The 18,806-nt window shown below is 72.8% G+C and carries 16 protein-coding genes; 11 read left to right on the top strand and 5 right to left on the bottom strand.

The features are described 5' to 3' along the window. Nucleotides 1-45: 45 nt before the first annotated feature. Complete coding sequence (locus OG373_RS27270; RefSeq protein WP_189963779.1) at nt 46-1,407, bottom strand: glutamine synthetase family protein; 1,362 nt, start codon at nt 1,405-1,407, stop codon at nt 46-48. Nucleotides 1,408-1,579: 172 nt separating this feature from the next. Here OG373_RS27270 and OG373_RS27265 point away from each other — a divergent pair, with 172 nt between their 5' ends. The 4 genes from OG373_RS27265 to OG373_RS27250 all read left to right on the top strand — a co-directional run bounded on the left by OG373_RS27265 (nt 1,580) and on the right by OG373_RS27250 (nt 4,012). Then, nucleotides 1,580-1,978 (top strand): hypothetical protein, encoded by a 399-nt coding sequence (locus tag OG373_RS27265; RefSeq protein WP_405440923.1) that lies wholly within the window; start codon nt 1,580-1,582, stop codon nt 1,976-1,978. 57 nt (nt 1,979-2,035) lie between these two features. Continuing rightward, nucleotides 2,036-2,737, top strand: a complete 702-nt coding sequence (locus OG373_RS27260) for a DUF3105 domain-containing protein (protein WP_405440922.1) — start codon at nt 2,036-2,038, stop codon at nt 2,735-2,737. Further along, nucleotides 2,734-3,438, top strand: coding sequence for a DUF305 domain-containing protein (locus tag OG373_RS27255; RefSeq protein ID WP_405440921.1), 705 nt, complete (start codon nt 2,734-2,736; stop codon nt 3,436-3,438). The genes OG373_RS27260 and OG373_RS27255 overlap by 4 nt, the downstream gene beginning before the upstream one ends. A 154-nt stretch (nt 3,439-3,592) precedes the next feature. After that, nucleotides 3,593-4,012, top strand: coding sequence for a CBS domain-containing protein (locus OG373_RS27250; RefSeq protein ID WP_405440919.1), 420 nt, complete (start codon nt 3,593-3,595; stop codon nt 4,010-4,012). Here the strand turns inward: OG373_RS27250 and OG373_RS27245 are convergent. Further along, nucleotides 3,997-4,911 carry an alpha/beta fold hydrolase gene (locus OG373_RS27245; RefSeq protein WP_405444221.1) on the bottom strand — a complete coding sequence of 305 codons (915 nt, stop codon included), beginning with the start codon at nt 4,909-4,911 and terminating at the stop codon, nt 3,997-3,999. The two genes, OG373_RS27250 and OG373_RS27245, sit on opposite strands and share 16 nt — an antisense overlap. A gap of 83 nt (nt 4,912-4,994) precedes the next feature. Then, nucleotides 4,995-5,696: a DUF998 domain-containing protein gene (locus OG373_RS27240; protein ID WP_405440918.1), complete on the bottom strand. Its 702-nt coding sequence runs from the start codon at nt 5,694-5,696 to the stop codon at nt 4,995-4,997. Nucleotides 5,697-5,768: 72 nt separating this feature from the next. Between OG373_RS27240 and OG373_RS27235 the strand changes: the two genes are divergently transcribed. From OG373_RS27235 to OG373_RS27220, 4 genes are all read left to right on the top strand, one after another. Next, nucleotides 5,769-6,224 carry a hypothetical protein gene (locus OG373_RS27235; protein ID WP_405440917.1) on the top strand — a complete coding sequence of 152 codons (456 nt, stop codon included), beginning with the start codon at nt 5,769-5,771 and terminating at the stop codon, nt 6,222-6,224. A gap of 109 nt (nt 6,225-6,333) precedes the next feature. Further along, on the top strand, nt 6,334-7,950 hold the full coding sequence (locus OG373_RS27230) for a multicopper oxidase family protein (protein ID WP_405440915.1): 1,617 nt from the start codon (nt 6,334-6,336) through the stop codon (nt 7,948-7,950). Between the two features lie 123 nt (nt 7,951-8,073). After that, nucleotides 8,074-9,300, top strand: a complete 1,227-nt coding sequence (locus tag OG373_RS27225; protein WP_405440914.1) for a DUF4190 domain-containing protein — start codon at nt 8,074-8,076, stop codon at nt 9,298-9,300. A gap of 104 nt (nt 9,301-9,404) precedes the next feature. Further along, nucleotides 9,405-11,159 (top strand): NAD+ synthase, encoded by a 1,755-nt coding sequence (locus OG373_RS27220; RefSeq protein WP_405440912.1) that lies wholly within the window; start codon nt 9,405-9,407, stop codon nt 11,157-11,159. 13 nt (nt 11,160-11,172) lie between these two features. Here the strand turns inward: OG373_RS27220 and OG373_RS27215 are convergent, their stop codons facing one another. Beyond that, complete coding sequence (locus OG373_RS27215; RefSeq protein WP_405440910.1) at nt 11,173-12,201, bottom strand: endonuclease/exonuclease/phosphatase family protein; 1,029 nt, start codon at nt 12,199-12,201, stop codon at nt 11,173-11,175. A gap of 288 nt (nt 12,202-12,489) precedes the next feature. Between OG373_RS27215 and panB the strand changes: the two genes are divergently transcribed. The 3 genes from panB to OG373_RS27200 all read left to right on the top strand — a co-directional run bounded on the left by panB (nt 12,490) and on the right by OG373_RS27200 (nt 15,341). Next, on the top strand, nt 12,490-13,359 hold the full coding sequence (gene panB / locus OG373_RS27210) for a 3-methyl-2-oxobutanoate hydroxymethyltransferase (protein ID WP_397728433.1): 870 nt from the start codon (nt 12,490-12,492) through the stop codon (nt 13,357-13,359). 120 nt (nt 13,360-13,479) lie between these two features. Continuing rightward, the gene (locus OG373_RS27205) at nt 13,480-14,493 is read left to right on the top strand and encodes an ATP-binding cassette domain-containing protein (protein WP_405440908.1); all 1,014 of its coding nucleotides are present in this window, start codon (nt 13,480-13,482) and stop codon (nt 14,491-14,493) included. Beyond that, nucleotides 14,490-15,341 carry an ABC transporter permease gene (locus OG373_RS27200; RefSeq protein ID WP_398667160.1) on the top strand — a complete coding sequence of 284 codons (852 nt, stop codon included), beginning with the start codon at nt 14,490-14,492 and terminating at the stop codon, nt 15,339-15,341. Before OG373_RS27205 ends, OG373_RS27200 begins: the two co-directional genes overlap by 4 nt. 57 nt (nt 15,342-15,398) lie before the next feature. Here OG373_RS27200 and OG373_RS27195 read toward each other — a convergent pair whose 3' ends face one another. Continuing rightward, nucleotides 15,399-18,734 carry an AfsR/SARP family transcriptional regulator gene (locus tag OG373_RS27195; protein ID WP_405440906.1) on the bottom strand — a complete coding sequence of 1,112 codons (3,336 nt, stop codon included), beginning with the start codon at nt 18,732-18,734 and terminating at the stop codon, nt 15,399-15,401. Between the last annotated feature and the right edge of the window lie 72 nt (nt 18,735-18,806).

Genomic DNA, 18,806 nt, shown 5'->3' with positions numbered 1-18,806 from the left:
CGGCCCGGGGTGTCAGAAGATTCCGACAGTGGTGCTGACCTGCGGTTACAGGACCGGGAGGTTCTTGCGGAGTTCGAAGGCCGTGACCTCCGAGCGGTATTCCTCCCACTCCTGCTTCTTGTTGCGCAGGAAGAAGTCGAAGACGTGTTCGCCGAGGGTTTCGGCGACCAGTTCGCTGCGTTCCATCAGGGCGATGGCCTCGCCGAGGTTCTGCGGGAGGGGTTCGATGCCCATCGCGCGGCGTTCGGCGTCGGAGAGGGCCCAGACGTCGTCGTCGGCGCCCGCCGGGAGTTCGTAGCCCTCCTCGATGCCCTTGAGGCCGGCCGCCAGGAGGACCGCGTACGTGAGGTACGGGTTGGCGCCCGAGTCGATCGAGCGGACCTCGACGCGGGAGGAGCCCGTCTTGCCCGGCTTGTACATCGGGACGCGGATCAGGGCCGAGCGGTTGTTGTGGCCCCAGCAGATGTACGACGGGGCCTCGCCGCCCGCGCCGGCGCTGCGGGAGGAGCCGCCCCAGATGCGCTTGTAGGAGTTGACCCACTGGTTGGTGACCGCCGCCGTTTCGGCGGCGTGCTTCAGCAGACCCGCGATGAAGGAGCGGCCGACCTTGGAGAGCTGGTACTCGGCGCCCGACTCGTAGAAGGCGTTGCGGTCGCCCTCGAAGAGGGAGAGGTGGGTGTGCATGCCCGAGCCCGGGTACTCCGAGAACGGCTTCGGCATGAAGGTGGCCTGCACGCCCTGTTCGAGGGCCACCTGCTTCATCACCAGACGGAACGTCATGATGTTGTCCGCGGTGGAGAGCGCGTCGGCGTAGCGGAGGTCGATCTCCTGCTGGCCGGGGGCGCCCTCGTGGTGGCTGAACTCCACCGAGATGCCCATCGATTCGAGCATGGTGATCGCCTGACGGCGGAAGTCCATGCCCACGTTCTGCGGCGTGTGGTCGAAGTAGCCGGAGTTGTCGGCCGGAACCGGGCGGGTGCCGTCCAGCGGCTTGTCCTTCAGCAGGAAGAACTCGATCTCCGGGTGGGTGTAGAAGGTGAAGCCCAGGTCGGAGGTCTTGGCCAGGATGCGCTTGAGGACGTAGCGCGGGTCCGCGAAGGACGGCGAGCCGTCCGGCATCAGGATGTCGCAGAACATCCGGGCGGTCCCGGGGGCCTCCGCGCGCCACGGCAGTATCTGGAACGTGCTCGGGTCCGGCTTGGCGATCATGTCGGACTCGTAGACCCGCGCGAAGCCCTCGATCGCGGAGCCGTCGAAACCGATGCCCTCGTCGAAGGCCTGCTCCAGCTCCGCGGGGGCGACCGCGACGGACTTCAGGAAGCCCAGTACGTCGGTGAACCACAGGCGCACGAAGCGGATGTCGCGCTCCTCAAGCGTCCGGAGGACGAATTCCTGCTGCTTGTCCATGCCTTCATCCTCGCAGTTCAGACGGCCTGTGCACCACCGCCTCGACAGTCGGGGCACAGTCGGGCGCGCCCAGTATCGCCAGCCGTGGTTTCCGCCACATTACGCACCCTGTAAAGCTCGCGGCACCCCCGCACTGACCTGGGGCCGGTCATGAGCATTACCATCTGCGCCCATGGGGGGCCGGCAGCACACGCGGTCGGGGCGTCGCGGACGTCCCGGACTTCGGCGTGCCGTCCTGCTGACGGTCTTCGGGGTGCTGGCCGGCGCGCTGCTGCTGTGCGCGCGTTCGGGCGAGTCGCACGCACCGCCGCCACCGGCCGGTAACCGGGTGGTGGCGCAGGGACACGGTTCGGCGGCGCAGGTCGTCTGCGTGTCTCCGTACGACCTGCCCGGGTGTTCGCCCCTCGCGCGCGTCACCCCGGGCGTGCTGCCCGTTCCGCCGCCCGCCGTGACCGTCGCGGGCGGTGGGCTGCCGTCCACCGCGCCCCTGGCCCCGCCGGGGCGGATCCGGACGGCAGGCCCGCCGGCTCGCGCCCCCGACCTGCATGCCCTCCAGGTGCTGCGGACCTGACAGGTCCGGTTTGGTTTCGCTTTCATCCACCCCCCTCAGCAGAAGGAACCAGGGCACATGGCCAGCAAGTCCGGCAGGACCAACCAGTACACCGACCCGAACTCCCGGCAGGCGCGCATAGCCGAGATGCGCCGCGCCGAAAAGATCCGGGAGCGGCGCAACAAGGCCATCGCGATCACGGCCGCGTCGGCCATCGTCGTCGGCCTGGTCGGCTTCGGCACCTGGGTGCTGATCGACCAGAAGCAGGCCGAGGAGCGCAAGCAGGCCGCCGCGGAGAAGATCCGCAAGGAGGCCGAGGAGATCCGTAAGAAGCCGGTCGAGGGCGAGCAGCTCTGGGACGTGAAGAAGCTCGGCCGCAACCACGTCGAGACCCCGGTGAAGTACGAGATGAACCCGCCGATCGGCGGTGACCACCACCCCCGCTGGATGAACTGCAACGGTGACGTCTACAAGAGCCCGGTGCCGGAGGTGAACGCCGTGCACTCGCTGGAGCACGGCGCGGTCTGGGTGACGTACAACGAGAAGGCCCCCAAGGGCGACGTGGACAAGCTCGCCGCGACCGTCGGCAAGACCCCCTACACGCTGATGAGCCCGGTCAAGGAGCAGACGGGTTCGATCATGCTCAGCGCGTGGGGCAAGCAGCTGACCGTGGACAGCGCGGACGACCCCCGGGTGACGCAGTTCTTCACCAAGTACGTGCAGGGCGAGCAGACCCCGGAGCCGGGCGCGGCCTGCACGAGCGGGCTGGCCGGCAAGTGAGCCGCCCGGCCCGCCCCGTCCCCCGTACGTACTGGGTCGCGGGCACGGCCGTCCTGCTGGCCCTGCTGTTCGCGGCGGCGGCCACGGTCGCCGCCGCGAACGGCGGCGGCGGATCCGCCGGATCCGGTACGCCCGCCCGTACGGAGCCCCGTACGCCGGGGCTCCGGTCGCCGGACGCCGGCTTCGCCCGGGACATGGCGGTGCATCACCAGCAGGCGGTGGAGATGTCCTTCATCGTGCGCGACCGCACCCAGGACGAGGCGGTGCGCACCCTGGCCTACGACATCGCCAACACCCAGGCCAACCAGCGGGGCATGATGCTCGGCTGGCTGGACCTGTGGGGGCTGCCGAAGGTGGTGGCCGACGAGCCGCCGATGTCCTGGATGGGAGCCTCGGGCGGCCACGGCGGCCACGGGGCCCACGAGGCGGGCGCCGGGTCCGGCGCGCTGATGCCGGGCATGGCCACCAGGGAGGAGCTCGACCGGTTGGGCGCCGCCTCGGGCCGGGACGCGGAGGTGCTCTTCCTCCAGCTGATGACCGACCACCACAAGGGCGGCGTCACGATGGCCGAGGGCTGTGCGCAGCAGTGCGAGACCCCGGTCGAGAAGGCGCTGGCGCAGGGCATGGTCGACGCCCAGCGCTCGGAGCTCACCCTGATGGCGGACATGCTGAAGCAGCGCGGAGCCGCGCCGCGCGGGTGACGGGACACGCCCGTACGGTGGTGGGAGGCGCCCTCTCACCCGTACGGGCGTACTCGGCCGTGCGGGGACCCGCCTCGGAAACGGGCCCGCGTGGGGACGCCACGCCGGACGCGTCCGCGTCCGGTGTCCCAAGGCGTGCTCAGGAGGTTCAGCGATGACCACCGCCGCAGACATCATGCACCCCGGGGCCCAGTGGATTCCCGCCACCGAGACCCTCGACCGGGCCGCCCAGCTGATGGCCCGGCTCGATGTGGGCGCCCTGCCCATCAGTGACGCCGAGGAGCGGCTGTGCGGCATCATCACCGACCGCGACATCGTCGTGAACTGTGTGGCCAAGGGCCACGACCCGGCCAAGGTCACCTGCGGTGACATGGCCCAGGGCACCCCGCGCTGGATCGACGCGGGGGCGGACGTCGGCGATGTGCTGGACGAGATGCAGAGCCACCAGATCCGCCGGCTGCCCGTGATCCGGAACAAGAAGCTGGTGGGCATGATCAGCGAGGCCGACCTCGCCCAGCACCTCTCCGACGACCAGATGGCGACCTTCGTCGAGAAGGTCTACGCGCGGGCCTGACCCCGCTCCGCCGTTTCCAGGACCGCCCGGACCACCTCGTCCGGGCGGTCCAGCATGACCAGGTGTCCGGCGGGCTCGGCGACCTCGAAGCGGGCGCCGAGCAGGTCGGCGAGGTCCGCCTGGCGGGACAGCCAGTGCAGGGCCCCGCGGCCGGCCGAGCCGTCGTGACCGGCGAGGACGGTGGTGGGGGCGGCCAGCGGGTGCGCGGCGCGCAGGGCCTGCAGTTCGGCGGCCATGTCCGGGTAGCGGGAGTTCTCCAGCAGGGCGCCGCGCCAGACGCGGCCGGTGCGGTAGCAGCGGCGTACGAGTTCCCGTGCGGCCGGGTCGGAGCCGCCGGTGCGGGAGGCCCGTACGGTGGCGCGCCGGGCCAGTGGCCCCAGCGCGGCCGGCAGTCCGACGGCGCTCACGGCCCGGCCGAGGGCCCGGGCGGCGGCGATGCGCAGCGCGACGGGCACGGCCGTACGGGGGGCCTCCTCGACGCTCCCGTCGACCAGGACCAGCGCGGCGGTGCGCTCGGGGTACAGGCGGGCGAAGGCCTCGGCGTGGAACCCGGCGATGGAGTGCCCGACCACGGTGACCCGTGGGACGTCGGGCCCGGCCGGCCCCGGCAGCCCCGCCTGCCCTCGCTCCCCCGGCTGCACCTGCTCCGGCCCCGGCCCCATCCCCAGCGCGTCCAGCAGGCCGGCGATCCGGTGGGCCTCGCCGGCCGTGGTGGGCGGCTCGGCGGCGGGGCCGCTGAGGCCGTGACCGGGGCGGTCGAAGCGGACGACGGTGCGGCCCGCGGCGACGAGCGGTGCGACGACCGGGTCCCAGTCGAACCAGGCCATGGCGAGCCCGGCGCTGAGCACGCACACGGGCCCCCGGCCCTCGACGAGGACGTGCAGCGGGACCCCGCCCACGCGGACGAACCGGCCGGTGCCGCCCGCGTACGCACCCGCAGCCGTACCCGCACCCGTACCCGCACCCGTGTCCGCGTCCGGGCTCACGTACGGCCTTCCTTGTGGACGGAGTGGGCGAGCAGGCCCAGCCAGATCGCCACCAGCAGCACCTGGAGCCGCTGGCCGGCGCCGAGGGCCCAGGTCCCGCGCCCGGCGGTGAACAGGGCGATCGCGGTCAGGGTCCAGACGGTGGCGAGCAGTTCGAGGGCGACGATCGCGGGCCCGTAGCGGGCGAGCGGGGCGAACCAGCCGTAACGTCGGGCGGCCACCGTGAGGGCGACGAGGCCGACGAGGGCCCCGATCATCGCGAGGCCGCTACTGACGGCGTGGGCCTGATGGGTGGCGGGGACCAGCCCGGCGGTCTCCCGGGCGGCGCACACGGGGTCCACGGTGGGGGTGCAGCTCAGCGGCAGCCAGGCGTCGGCGGCGGTGGCCGCGCCGAACAGCGTGACCCCGGCCCAGCCGATGACGGCCCAGGGGCGACGGGATTCGGCGCACTTCAGCAGCCGGAAGAGCGCCAGCAGTCCACCGGCGAAGGCCAGCAGCCCGGCGGTGAAGTCGGTGGCCCGGAACAGGCCGCCGAGCGGCTGGTCCTGGGCGGCGAGCTCGCTGACGTACGTCTCGATGGGGTTGAGGCCCGTGGAGAGGACGACTTCGAGCACCCACGCGGTGTAGGCGGCCGCGGCGAGGCCGATCAGGGCGGCGACCGGCCGGGCGGTCCGCGGGGAAAGTCCATATCGGGACATAGTGTGACTAATCCTAAGCAAACCCGGGGTCGGTCCTCCGAACGGATACCCACCCCGGGTAGGGTTCCCTCCATGACGCGCAGTGCTCGGCGAGCCGCCCCGGGAGTCCGGTTGCTGCTGCTCGCCGCGCTGTTGCTGGGCATCGTCACCATGCACACCCTGGGCCATCCGACTGAGTCCCACGCCATGGAGGACGTGTCCACGGCCCACTCCGTTGCCTCGGCGGGGCCGGCTGCCCCGGCCGGGCACGGTGGCACTCGCCACACCGCGGCCCCGGCCGCCGACGCGCCCGCCCCCACGGTCTCCTCGTGGGGGCACACGATGCCCGCGACCGAGATGGACCCCATGTCGGTCTGCCTCGCCGTGCTCACGGGGCTCGTGGTGCTGCTCATCGGCACCGGCCGGTCCGGATCCCGCGCAGCCGCGCCGCTCGGGGGCGCGGCCCGCATTCCGGGCCGGTCCGGTGGTGGCCCGGACCCGCCCACCCCGCGCGAGCTCCTCACCCGGCTGGCGGTCCTGCGGATCTAGGCCCGGCCCCGGCGTCCGCCCCCGTATGCCCGTGCATGCCCGTGCGTGCCCGGGGGCGGCGCCGAACCGTGCCCATGCGTCCGTAACACCACACCCATGAGGTGCTTCCATGCGCTCTCTTCCCACACGTCGCGCCGTGCTCGGCGCCTCCGCTGCCGCCGTCCTCGGCCCCGGGCTGCTCGCCGCCTGCTCCGGCTCTTCCGGCAACTCCGGCGGGACCGGCTCCGGCACCGGCCACGGCTCGATGCACGGCGGTTCCGCCGCCGACGTGCCTGCGGGGTACGTCGACCCGGCCGGGCCCGAGGTGCGGGCCGCCGAAGCCGCCCGCAAGGCCACCGGACCCGTCACCGAGGTCAAGGTGACCGCCACCGCCACCCCGCTGGACCTCGGCGCCGGGGTCACCGTCCGCTCCTGGGCGTACGGGGACAGGCTCCCGGGCCAGGAGGTCCGGGCCACCGCGGGCGGCACGCTCGCCCTCACCCTGGCCAACAACCTCCCCGAGGCCACCTCCCTGCACTGGCACGGCCTCGCGCTGCGCAACGACATGGACGGGGTCCCGGGGCTGACCCAGCGGGACGTCGCCCCCGGCGGGTCCTTCCCGTACAGGTTCGCCGTCCCCGACCCGGGGACCTACTGGTTCCACCCGCACACCGGAGTCCAGCAGGACCGCGGTCTGTACGCCCCGCTCATCATCGAGGACCCGAAGGAGCCCCTCTCCTACGACAAGGAGTGGGTGGTGGTCCTGGACGACTGGATCGACGGAGTGGACGGCGCCACCCCGGACGCCGTCCTCGCCGAGCTCCGCAAGGGCATGAACGGCAGCGACGGAGCCCACGCGGCCCACGGGCAGACCCCCTCGGCCGCAGCGCCCTCCCCCGGCGGCAGCAAGAAGCGCTCCTACGTCGCCATGGGCGGCCACAGCGACTACCTCGGCGGGGACGCGGGCGACGTGGCCTACGCGCACTACCTGATCAACGGACGGGTGCCGGACGACCCGTCGGTCCTCACCGCCCGCCCCGGCGACCGGATCCGGCTGCGCATCATCAACGCCGGCGGGGACACCGCGTTCCGCATCGCCCTCGGCGGACACGAACTGACGGTCACCCACACCGACGGCTACCCGGTCGAGCAGACCACGACCACCTCGTTGCTGCTGGGCATGGGCGAGCGCTACGACGTCCTGGTCACCGCCAAGGACGGGGTGTTCCCGCTCACCGCGCTGGCCGAGGGCAAGGAGGGTTCGGCGCTCGCGGTGCTGCGCACCGGGTCGGGGACGGCGCCCACGGCCGCGACCCGGCCGGCGGAGCTGGACGCGCCCGCGCTGATGGCGGACGCGCTCAGGGCCGCCGGGTCGGCCGCACTCGCCCCGCGCGATCCGGACCGTACGGTGCAGATCCGGCTGACCGGCTCCATGCAGAACTACAACTGGGCCTTCGACGGCAAGCCGTACACCCCTGATCAGCGGCATCCGGTGAAGGCGGGCGAGCGGGTCCGGCTCGTCTTCGCCAACGCGACACCCATGTGGCACCCGGTGCACCTGCACGGGCACACCTTCGCGCTGGGCGAGCAGCCGGGCGGGGCGCGCAAGGACACCGCGATCGTCCTGCCGGGCCGCAGGCTGACGGTGGACTTCGACGCCGACAACCCCGGTCTGTGGATGGCGCACTGTCACAACGTCTACCACTCGGAGTCCGGGATGATGACGGTGCTCGGCTACCAGCTGTAGGGGCCGTCTCCCGTGCTGCCCCCGGCGCCGGGGGCAGCACGGGAATTCGGATGGGGCCCGGTCATGGGCATGGCACCCTTGCCGTGATCACGACTGTCGCGAAAGAAGGACGGCCCCGCCGGTATGAGCACCCCGCCGAACCCGCCCAGCACCCCTGCCGGTCCGCCGACCGAGCCGGAGGGCACACCGATACCCGAGTCGGACTCCATACCGGCGCCCGCGCAGCCGCTCTCGCTGAAGAAGACCCCGGTCGCCCCGGTCGTCCCGGAGCAGACCCCCGAAACCCCCGAGACCTCCGAGCCCTCCGAGCCCTCCGAGCCCTCCGACAGCGCCGCGGCTCCCGAGACCTCCGAGGCCGCAGCGGCCCCCGAGGCACCCGCGGCCCCCGCCGCGGCCACCCCGGAGCAGGCCCCGGCCCCGTCGCCCTTCGCCCCGCCCTCGCCCACCCCCGCCCCCGCCCCCGGTGCCGCGGCCCCGGGCTTCGGCACCCCCGGCGCCCCCGCCGACGTGTGGAGCGCGCCCGCCCCCGGCTACGCCGGAGGAGGAGCCCCGTACGGCGCCTACCCGCAGGCCGCCCCGCCCGGCAACGGCCTCGCCGTCGCCGCCCTCGTCGTCAGCGGCTTCGGCCTCCTCCTCGCCGTCATCCCGTTCCTCTTCTGGGCCGGCGCCGTGGTCGCGATCGTCGGTGTGGGCCTCGGCACCGGCGGTATCGTCCGCGCCAACAAGGGCGCCCCGAACAAGCCGATGGCCGTCGTCGGCACCGTTCTCGGCCTGGCCGGCATGCTCGCCTCGGTCGGCGGCTTCTTCCTCACCGCCATGGTCGTCGAACGGGCCTCCGACCGCCTGGACCGGCAGATCGAGGACGAGGACTGGGGACACGACCTGGAGGGGCTCGAACCCAGCGGTGAGCCCTGGCCGTCCAAGTCCGCCTCGCCCTCCCAGGTCCCCGGCCTGACCAGCGCGCTGCCGTTCGGCGAGACCTTCACCTACCCGAACGGCGTGAAGGTGAGCCTCTCCGCGCCGAAGAAGTACGAGCCGAAGGGCATCGTCGCCCGCGAGCGGGTCGAGAACGCCATCCAGATCACCGTCACCATCACCAACGGCTCGACCGCCCCGCACGAGGTGATCTACGCCATGCCCAACGTCCGCGACGACAAGGGCATGACCGCGGACACCGTCTACGACGGCTCGGGCAACGTGCCGAAGCTGATCCGCGGTTCCATCCTGCCGGGCGAATCCGCCAGCGGGGTCGTGGCCTTCGAGGTCCCCGAGGGCACCAAGAGCGTCACCGCGGACATCTCCGCCGGGACGATGCTCGACGACGTCAAGTACGCCGGACCCATCGGCTGACGGAGCGTCACCACCGCCGGAAACACCCGGAAACCACCCGGAAAACAGCCGGGAACAAGCGGGGCCCAGGACATCGCGTCAGAAAGACGATTACACTGGGCCCCGTGCCTCAACTTCGACTCGCTCTGAATCAGATCGACTCGCACGTCGGCGACATCGCCGCCAACGCCGACTCGGTCGTCCACTGGACCCGGCACTCCGCCGAGCAGGGCGCCCATCTGGTGGCGTTCCCGGAGATGATGCTGACCGGGTACCCCGTCGAGGACCTCGCCCTGCGCGGCTCCTTCGTGGAGGCCTCCCGCACCGCGCTGCGCGAGCTCGCCGAGCGGCTGGCCGCCGAGGGCCTCGGCGAACTGCCCGTCGTCGTCGGCTACCTCGACCGCACCGAGCGGGCCACGCCCCGGCTGGGCCGCCCGGCCGGCTCCCCCGAGAACGCGGCCGCCGTGCTGCACCGCGGGCGGGTCGTCCTGCGCTTCGCCAAGCACCACCTCCCCAACTACGGCGTGTTCGACGAGTTCCGGTACTTCGTGCCGGGCGACACCCAGCCGGTGATCCGGGTGGGCGGCATCGACGTGGCCCTGGCCATCTGCGAGGACCTCTGGCAGGAGGGCGGCCGGGTCCCGGCCACCCGCTCCGCCGGGGCCGGGCTGCTGATCTCCGTGAACGCCTCCCCGTACGAGCGCAACAAGGACGACCAGCGTCTCGAACTGGTCCGCAAGCGGGCCCAGGAGGCCGGCTGCACCCTCGCCTACCTGGCGATGATCGGCGGCCAGGACGAGCTGGTCTTCGACGGCGACTCGATCGTCGTCGGCGCCGACGGGGAGGTCATCGCCCGCGCCCCGCAGTTCTCCGAAGGCTGCGTCCTGGTCGACCTCGACCTGCCCGCGGCCCGCGCCGACGCGCCCGAGGGCGTGGTGGACGACGGACTGCGCATCGAGCGCGTGATCCTCTCCGAGGCGCCCGTGGAGCCGTACGACCCGGTCGTCACCGGCGGATACGCCGACCGGCTCGACGACGACGAGGAGGTCTACGACGCGCTGGTCGTGGGCCTGCGCGCGTACGTCAGGAAGAACGGGTTCCGCTCCGTCCTGATCGGACTCTCCGGCGGCATCGACTCCGCGCTCGTCGCCGCCGTCGCCTGCGACGCGATCGGCGCGCAGAACGTGTACGGCGTCTCGATGCCCTCGAAGTACTCCTCGGACCACTCCCGCAGCGACGCCGCCGACCTGGCCGAACGCACCGGTCTGAACTTCCGGACCGTCTCCGTCGAGCCGATGTTCGACGCCTACATGGGCGCGCTGGGGCTGACCGGCCTGGCCGAGGAGAACCTGCAGTCCCGGCTGCGCGGCACCCTGCTGATGGCCCTGTCCAACCAGGAGGGCCACATCGTGCTGGCCCCGGGCAACAAGTCGGAGCTGGCCGTCGGCTACTCCACCCTGTACGGCGACTCGGTGGGTGCGTACGGGCCGATCAAGGACGTGTACAAGTCGGACGTCTTCCGCCTGGCGGAGTACCGCAACCGGGCGGCCGCCGAGCGCGGCGAGATCCCGCCGATCCCGGAGAACTCGATCGTGAAGCCGCCGAGCGCCGAGCTGCGCCCGGGCCAGGTGGACACGGACTCGCTGCCGGACTACCCGGTGCTGGACGCGATCCTGGCCATGTACGTGGACCGCGACCAGGGCATGGACGCGATCGTGGCGGCCGGCTTCGACCCGGAGCTGGTGGCCGGGACGCTGCGGATGGTGGACACGGCGGAGTACAAGCGGCGCCAGTACCCGCCGGGTACGAAGATCTCCGCGAAGGGCTTCGGCAAGGACCGCCGGCTGCCCATCACGAACGGCTGGCGCGAGCGGGCGTAGCCCGCTCCGGCCGTCAGGACCTGACGGTGACCCGGGCAGCGACGGGCAGGTGGTCGCTGCCGGTCCGGGGCAGGGTCCAGGAGGCCTCCGGCTTGATCCCGCGGACCATGATCTGGTCGATGCGGGCCATCGGGAACTGCGCAGGCCAGCTGAAGCCGAAGCCGTCGCCCGCCGCGCCCTGGGTGGAGCGCATCTGCGAGGTCACCTCGGACAGGGCGCGGTCGTTCATGGTGCCGTTGAGGTCGCCGAGCAGGATGACCTTCTTCAACGGTTCGGCGGCGAGCGCGGCGCCCAGCGCGTCGGCGCTGTCGTCGCGCTGGTTGGCGGTGAAGCCGGCGTTCATCTTGACCCGGACCGAGGGCAGGTGCGCGACGAAGGCGGCGACCTCGCCGTGCGGGGTGGTGACGGTGGCGCGCATGGCCCGGGTCCAGCCCATCCGGATGTCGACGGGCGCGCCGGCGTGCAGCGGGTACTTGCTCCACAGGCCGACCGTGCCCTCGACCGAGTGGTACTTGTACGTGGCCGCGAGGGCCTTCTCGTAGACGGGGACGGCGCTGCCCTTGAGCTCGGTCAGGGCCAGGACGTCGGCGCCGGAGCGGGCGACGGACTCGGCGGTGCCGCGCGGGTCGGGGTTGTCGGCGTCGACATTGTGGGTGGCCACCATCAGGTTGCCGCCGGAGCCGGACTTGTCGGTGACCAGGCCGCCGAAGAGGTTCGCCCAGACCGCGGCCGTCAGCAGCGTCGCGACGATCGCGGTGGCCGACCTGCGGTAGACGGCCCCGGCCAGCAGCAGCGGGACGGCCAGACCCAGCCAGGGCAGGAAGGTCTCGGTGAGGCTGCCGAGGTTGCCCACGTCGTTGGGCAGGTCCGCGTGGAAGATCATGACGAGCGCGATCAGGGCGGCGATCCCGGCGAGGACCAGTCCGCGCCGCCAGATCCCCGGATCCTTGCGCAGTGCGGTCAGCCGGCGCCGGAGGCGGGTTCCGGAGGGCTCGGGCTCCGAGCCGCCGTTCCCCGACTCCGTCATGTACGCCTGTGCCATACCACTGCCCTCACTGCCGTGCTCGCGCTCCGTCCCCGCCCCTTGACCCTAGGCGATGAACCGGAGCCTTCCGTGCCGTACGTCACGACCGCCGGTCACGGTCGTACGTCCGGGAGGACGAACGGCCGTACGCAGGGGGTTCCGCTTGTCACGAAACGCGCACATTGGAGCCCGTGGCCGGGCTCGCACCGCGGACCACTTCCGCCTGCGGCCACCCGGATGTCACCATGGGGGGTGAGTCCGGGGACGCCGTAAGGGCGCCTCGAGATGACACAAGGAGCAGTTGCAATGACGCCTGCCGTTTCGCCTGCCCGCGAACCCGCACCCGCGGCCTCCCCCACCCTGTACGGAGGCACGGGCACCCGGCGCATCACCGTCCGCGACCTGACCCTCGCCAAGGAACGCGGCGAGAAGTGGCCCATGCTCACCGCATACGACGCGATGACCGCGTCCGTCTTCGACGAGGCCGGTATCCCGGTCATCCTCGTCGGGGACTCCATGGGCAACTGTCACCTCGGCTACGACTCCACCGTCCCGGTGACGATGGACCAGATGACCATGCTCTCGGCGGCCGTCGTACGCGGCACGAGCCGTGCGCTGGTCATCGGCGACATGCCGTTCGGCTCGTACCAGGAAGGCGCCGTGCAGGCCCTGCGCAGCGCCACCCGCCTCGTCAAGGAGGCCGGGGTCGGCGCGGTGAAGCTGGAGGGCGGCGAGCGCTCGCTGGCCCAGACCGAGCTGATCGTGCAGTCCGGCATCCCCGTCATGTCCCACCTGGGCCTGACCCCGCAGTCCGTCAACGCCATGGGCTACCGGGTCCAGGGCCGCGGCGACGAGGCCGCGCACCAGCTGCTGCGCGACGCGAAGGCGGCGCAGGACGCGGGCGCGTTCGCGGTGGTGCTGGAGCTCGTTCCGGCCGAGCTGGCCGCCGAGGTCACCCGGTCCCTGCACATCCCGACCGTCGGCATCGGCGCGGGCGCGGAGTGCGACGCGCAGGTGCTGGTGTGGACCGACATGATGGGCCTGACCGGCGGGAAGATGCCGAAGTTCGTCAAGCAGTACGCGCAGCTCCGCGAGACCATGACCGGCGCGGCGAGGGCCTTCGCCGAGGACGTGGTCGGCGGCACGTTCCCGCAGGCGGAGCACGCCTTCCACTGATCGCGCGCATGATCGCTCCGACAGCCCGCCGACCGTGTGTCGGCGGGCTGTCGTATGTCTGTCGTACGTTTGTCGGTCGGCTGTCGGTGCTTTGTCAGTGGCGGCTGCTCCTATGGGGCCATGACGCGAAACAACAACAAGCCCAACGCCGTGGAGGTACGGGGCCTGGTCAAGCACTACGGCGAGACCAAGGCCCTCGACGGTGTCGACCTGGATGTCCGGGAGGGCACGGTCCTCGGGGTCCTCGGCCCCAACGGCGCCGGCAAGACGACGCTGGTCCGCTGCCTCTCCACCCTGATCGTCCCGGACTCCGGCACCGCGACCGTCGCGGGCTACGACGTGGTCCGCCAGCCGCGGCAGCTGCGCCGCACCATCGGCCTCACCGGCCAGTACGCCTCGGTGGACGAGAAGCTCTCCGGCTGGGAGAACCTCTACATGATCGGGCGGCTGCTCGATCTCTCCCGCAAGGACGCCCGCCGCCGCGCGGACGAGATGCTGGAGCGGTTCTCCCTGACCGAGGCGGCCAAGAAGGCCGTCATGAACTACTCCGGCGGTATGCGCCGCCGGCTCGACCTCGCCGCCTCCCTGATCGGCAACCCGGCCGTGCTCTACCTGGACGAGCCGACCACCGGTCTCGACCCCCGCACCCGCAACGAGGTGTGGGACGAGGTCCAGCGCCTGGTCGCCGAGGGCGCCACCGTGCTGCTCACCACGCAGTACATGGAGGAGGCCGAGCAGCTCGCCAGCGAGCTGACGGTCATCGACCGCGGCAAGGTCATCGCCAACGGCAAGGTCGACGAGCTGAAGGCGCGCGTCGGCGGCCGCACCCTGAAGATCCGCCCGGCGACCGCCTCCGACCTGCCGGGCATGGCCCGCTCGCTGGCCGAGGCCGGACTGGACGGCGTCGCCGGCAGCCAGGCCGTACCGGACGAGGGCGTGCTGCTCGTCCCGATCCTGAGCGACGAGCAGCTGACGGCCGTCGTCGGCCTGCTGGCCGCCCGCGGGTACGCGATCGCCGACCTCGGCACCTACCTGCCCAGCCTCGACGAGGTGTTCCTGGCCATCACCGGCCAGAAGCCCACCCCGGTCGAGGACTCCGTTCCCACCGAGAAGACCGAGGAGGTCGCGGCATGAGCACCGTAACCACGACGAAGCCCGCTCCCACCGCGCCCGGTCCGGCCTCGGTGGCCGCCGCGCACGGAGAGGGACGGATCGGCCTGCGGGGCAACCTGCGGCACATCGGCGCCCTGGTGCGCCGCAACGCCCTGCAGATCAAGCAGGATCCCGAGTCGATGTTCGACGTCGTGTTCATGCCGATCATCTTCACGCTGCTGTTCGTGTTCGTCTTCGGCGGCGCGATCTCCGGCAAGGGGAACCAGGCGGAGTACGTCAACTACGTGGTCCCGGGCCTCATGGCCATGATGGGCATGAACATCGCCATGGGCGTCGGCACCGGGGTCAACGACGACTTCAAGAAGGGCGTCATGGACCGGTTCCGGTCCATGCCCATCGCCCGGTCGTCGGTACTCATCGCCAAGATCGCCGTTGAGCTCGGCCGGATGATGGTCGCCATCGCCATCCTGCTCGCCGTGGGCTTCCTGCTCGGCCTGTCGATCAAGGGTCCGGTGGTGGGCCTGTTCCTCGCCATCGGGCTGTCGGCCGTCTTCGGCGCTTCGCTGATGTGGATCTTCGTCCTGCTCGGTCTCACCCTGAAGACCCCGCAGGCGGTCCAGGGCATGGCGATGATGGTCCTGATGCCGCTGCAGTTCGGCAGCTCGATCTTCGCCCCGCCGACCACGATGCCGGGCTGGCTGCAGTCCTTCACGGACTACAACCCGCTGTCCAACCTGGCCGACGCGGCCCGCGCCCTGATCAACGGGATGCCGGTCGGCGACTCGGTGTGGATGACCCTGGGCTGGTCGCTGGCCATCACGGCGGTCACCATGCCGCTCGCGGTGCGCAAGTTCCGCCAGAAGACCTGACCCGCGGACCGATCCGTTCCGGATCGCGTCCCGGACGGACACCGGCCGGGGGCCGGGTCAGATGAGGGCGGTGGCCTCCTCCAGGGAGAGGCCACCGCCTTCGGCGTACGCCTTCTCGTAGGCGGCGTCGCCCAGCGCGGCCCGGGTCAGCTCCTGCGCGAGGGCGAAGTCCTCCCGTTCCGTCGTCACGGGGAAGTGCGCGGGCGGCAGCTGCGCGTGGTAGGCGCCCAGCAGCCGGGCGGCGTCGTACTCCCGGCGCGGACCGCCGAGCGAGACCAGGGAGAGGGCCCCGGTCATCAGGTAGACCGCCGGCATCTGCGGGGCCACCATCCGCGCCATCGGGTCCGTGGCGGTCTCCAGTGCCTGGCGCACCCGGACGAGGGCCTCCTCGTGACGCCCCTGCCGGTTGTCCAGCCAGGCCATCGTGCCGAGCAGGAAGCCGTCGAAGATGGCGAACGCGCCGAAGGCGAACTCGTCCCGCAGGAGTTGCAGCTGCTCGCGGGCCTCGGCGATCCGTCCCGTGCGGCCGAAGATGCCCGCGAGGAACATCCGGGCGGCGGGCATGGCCTCGTTGCCGTACCGCTGCACCCTGGCGGTGATCTCGGTGAGGATCTCCTCGGCCTCCTCGATCCGGCCGGCCTCGGTCAGCGTCCCGGCCATCCGTACCCGCAGCACGGTCACCTGCGCCATGGCCCCGAGACGTTCGGCGTACGCGATCGCCTCGCGGTAGTCGCGGGCGGCGAGCGCGTACTCTCCGCGCTTCTCCCGGGCCTCGGCGCGGGCGGACAGCGCCTCGGCGCAGCCCCAGGCATCGCCCAGCTCGCGGAACAGCACCAGACTCTCGTCGGCGTCGCGCGAGGCGTCCCCGGCCCAGTCGGCCCGGTTGGCGAGGATGTTGGCGCGCAACTGGAGGCCGGAGGCCAGCTCCCAGCGGTAGCCGAGCTCGCGGGCGGTCGCGACGGTCGCGTTGACGACCTCCTGGAGCAGTCCGGGGTCGCCGGCGATCATGACGGCGTAGATCCACAGGGAGGCGGGGGTCCGGCAGGTCTGCGGGAGTCCGGGCCGGTAGGTGGCGAGGACCCCGTCGATCAGGGCGCGGACCGAGGGGGTGTTCCAGGTCTCGTTGGTCTGGTCGCGGGAGGCCAGCAGGACCAGGTTGAGCGCGCGCCAGCCCTCGATGCGCATTTCCTCGGAGTAGGGCGGGGGCGTGTCGACGAGCCGTTCGTAGACGGGCTCGGCGGGGGCGCAGGGCGCCTCGAAGGGGTTCGGGCCGAGCGCGGCGGCGGCCTCGGACCAGTGCCGGGACTCGGAGCGCAGGTCGTGCATGTGCCAGTACCAGCCCAGCGAGTGGACCAGGCACAGCACTTCGTCGGTGTCGCGGACGGCAATGGCCCGGCGCAGCGCGGTACGCAGGTTCTCGTACTCGGTGGCGAGCCGGTCGGTGGCCGCCCGCTGGCCGTGGCCGCGCAGCACCGGCTCGGTGGCGCGGGCCAGTTCGCGGTAGTGGACGAGGTGGCGGTGCTCGGTGGTCTCGCGGTCGCCGGCGGCCTCGGCGAGGCGTTCGGCGGCGTACTCGGCGACGGTTTCCAGCAGGCGGTAGCGCATGCCGCGGCCGTCGGGGCCGGGGGTGGCCACGACGAGGGACTTGTCGACGAGGGAGCCGAGGATGTCGGCGGCGTCGTACGGGGCCGGGTCGCGGGGGTCGGCGCAGACGGCCTCGGCTGCGGCCAGGTCGCAGCCGCCGGCGAAGACGGACAGCCGGCGCAGGACCGTCCGTTCGGGCTCGTCGAGCAGGTCCCAGGACCAGTCGACGACGGCGCGCAGGGTCTGCTGGCGCGGCAGGACCGTACGGCTGCCACTGGTCAGCAGCCGGAACCGGTCGTCCAGGCGGTCCGCGATCTGCCGCGGGGTGAGCAGCCTCAGCCGGGCCGCGGCCAGCTCGATCGCGAGCGGCAGCCCGTCGAGACGGCGGCAGATCTCGGCGGCCGCGGCCGGGTCCTCGTCGACGCTGAAGCCGGCCCGGGCCGCGGCCCCGCGGTCGCCGAGCAGCCGCAGCGCGATGGGGTCGGGCAGTGGTTCCACCGGGCGCAGGGACTCCCCCGGGACGCCGAGGGGTTCGCGGCTGGTGGCCAGGATCCGTACGCCGGGGCAGTGCGTGAGCAGGCGCTCGGCGAGGGCGGCGGCAGCGCCGATGACGTGCTCGCAGTTGTCGAGCAGCAGCAGGAGCCGGCGCCGGGCGCAGTGCTCGGCGAGCCGGTCGAGGGGGTCGTCCCCGGCGCGCTCGGTGAAGGCCCGCAGTTCCTCGGCGGCGGCGCCGCGCAGCTTGGTCTCGCGGGCGCCGAGGGCGGCGAGGGTGGCTTCGGCGACGTCCTCGGGGTCGCCGGGCCCGTCGATGGGAGCGAGTTCGACGAGCCACACCCCGTCGGGCCAGGCGCTCTCGTGCTGGGCCTCGGCGGCCTCCTGGGACAGCCGCGTCTTGCCTGCGCCGCCGGGCCCGAGCAGCGTGACGAGGCGGGCCCGCGCGAGATCGTCGCCGATGGTGCGGATGTCGTCCTCGCGCCCGACGAAGGTGGTCAGGCGGGCGCGCAGGTTGCCCGCGGACACGGGTGCGGGGGCGGGCGCCGGAGCGTGAGAGGGCGCCGGAGCGGGCGCGGGTGCGGCGGCCGTGCGGGGCGGCTCGGGGTCCGAGGCCAGTAGTTCGCTGTGCAGGGCGCGCAGCTCCGGGCCCGGGTCCGTGCCCAGCCGGTCGGCCAGCTCCCGGCGGACGCCGTCGTAGGCGGCCAGCGCCTCCGCCGGGCGGCCCGCGTCGCGCAGGGCCCGGATGCGCAGGGTGTGCAGCGGCTCGTCCAGCGGGTGCTGAGCGCACAGCGCGGTCAGCTCCGGCAGGGACCGCTCCGCCTCGCCCAGCGCCAGGGCCGCGGCGAGCCGGCCCCGGCGCGCGTCCGACCGTACGGCCTCCCAGCGCGCGGCCTCCGCGCCCGGGTCCGGCAGGTCGGCGAGGGCGGGGCCGCGCCACAGGGCGAGGGCCTCGTCGTACCGGGCCGCCGCCTCGGCCGGGTCGGGGGCCGCGCCCCCGGCCCGGACCAGCCGCTCGAAGCGGTACAGGTCGATGTCCTCCCGCGCGGCGGCCAGCTCGTAGCCGCCCTCCGCGGACCGCACGGCCGCGTGCCCGAGCGCCCGCCGCAGCCGGGCGACCAGCGCCTGCAGGGCCGCCACCGCGTCGGCCGGCGGGTCGGTGTCCCACACCTCGGCGACGAGCATCCGGGCCGGCACCACCCGCCCCGGCCGCAGCGCGAGCGCCGTCAGGAGCGCCCGAAGGCGCGCTCCGCCGACGGCCACGGGGGTCCCGTCGTCGTGAATGGCCTGGGCGGTTCCGAGGATCGCGTAACGCACCGGCCCATTGTCCCCGCAGCGGGACCCGGACCCACACCGTTTTACGCCGGGGCCGCGGGATAGGTTGCCCGC

It is taken from the genome of Streptomyces avidinii, from assembly GCF_045161815.1.
Lineage (GTDB): Bacteria > Actinomycetota > Actinomycetes > Streptomycetales > Streptomycetaceae > Streptomyces > Streptomyces avidinii.
Note: the sequence above shows the minus strand (reverse complement) of the source record. Positions and strands in the feature narration are given on the sequence as shown.

What these genes read in the sequence shown, in the direction of transcription:
- OG373_RS27215 (WP_405440910.1), bottom strand. Translation starts at nt 12,201, where the DNA reads ATGGCACAGGCGTACATGACGGAGTCGGGGAACGGCGGCTCGGAGCCC.
- OG373_RS27265 (WP_405440923.1), top strand. Translation starts at nt 1,580, where the DNA reads ATGGGGGGCCGGCAGCACACGCGGTCGGGGCGTCGCGGACGTCCCGGA.
- OG373_RS27230 (WP_405440915.1), top strand. Translation starts at nt 6,334, where the DNA reads ATGCGCTCTCTTCCCACACGTCGCGCCGTGCTCGGCGCCTCCGCTGCC.
- OG373_RS27240 (WP_405440918.1), bottom strand. Translation starts at nt 5,696, where the DNA reads ATGTCCCGATATGGACTTTCCCCGCGGACCGCCCGGCCGGTCGCCGCC.
- OG373_RS27225 (WP_405440914.1), top strand. Translation starts at nt 8,074, where the DNA reads ATGAGCACCCCGCCGAACCCGCCCAGCACCCCTGCCGGTCCGCCGACC.
- OG373_RS27235 (WP_405440917.1), top strand. Translation starts at nt 5,769, where the DNA reads ATGACGCGCAGTGCTCGGCGAGCCGCCCCGGGAGTCCGGTTGCTGCTG.
- OG373_RS27205 (WP_405440908.1), top strand. Translation starts at nt 13,480, where the DNA reads ATGACGCGAAACAACAACAAGCCCAACGCCGTGGAGGTACGGGGCCTG.
- OG373_RS27270 (WP_189963779.1), bottom strand. Translation starts at nt 1,407, where the DNA reads ATGGACAAGCAGCAGGAATTCGTCCTCCGGACGCTTGAGGAGCGCGAC.
- OG373_RS27200 (WP_398667160.1), top strand. Translation starts at nt 14,490, where the DNA reads ATGAGCACCGTAACCACGACGAAGCCCGCTCCCACCGCGCCCGGTCCG.
- panB (WP_397728433.1), top strand. Translation starts at nt 12,490, where the DNA reads ATGACGCCTGCCGTTTCGCCTGCCCGCGAACCCGCACCCGCGGCCTCC.
- OG373_RS27250 (WP_405440919.1), top strand. Translation starts at nt 3,593, where the DNA reads ATGACCACCGCCGCAGACATCATGCACCCCGGGGCCCAGTGGATTCCC.
- OG373_RS27260 (WP_405440922.1), top strand. Translation starts at nt 2,036, where the DNA reads ATGGCCAGCAAGTCCGGCAGGACCAACCAGTACACCGACCCGAACTCC.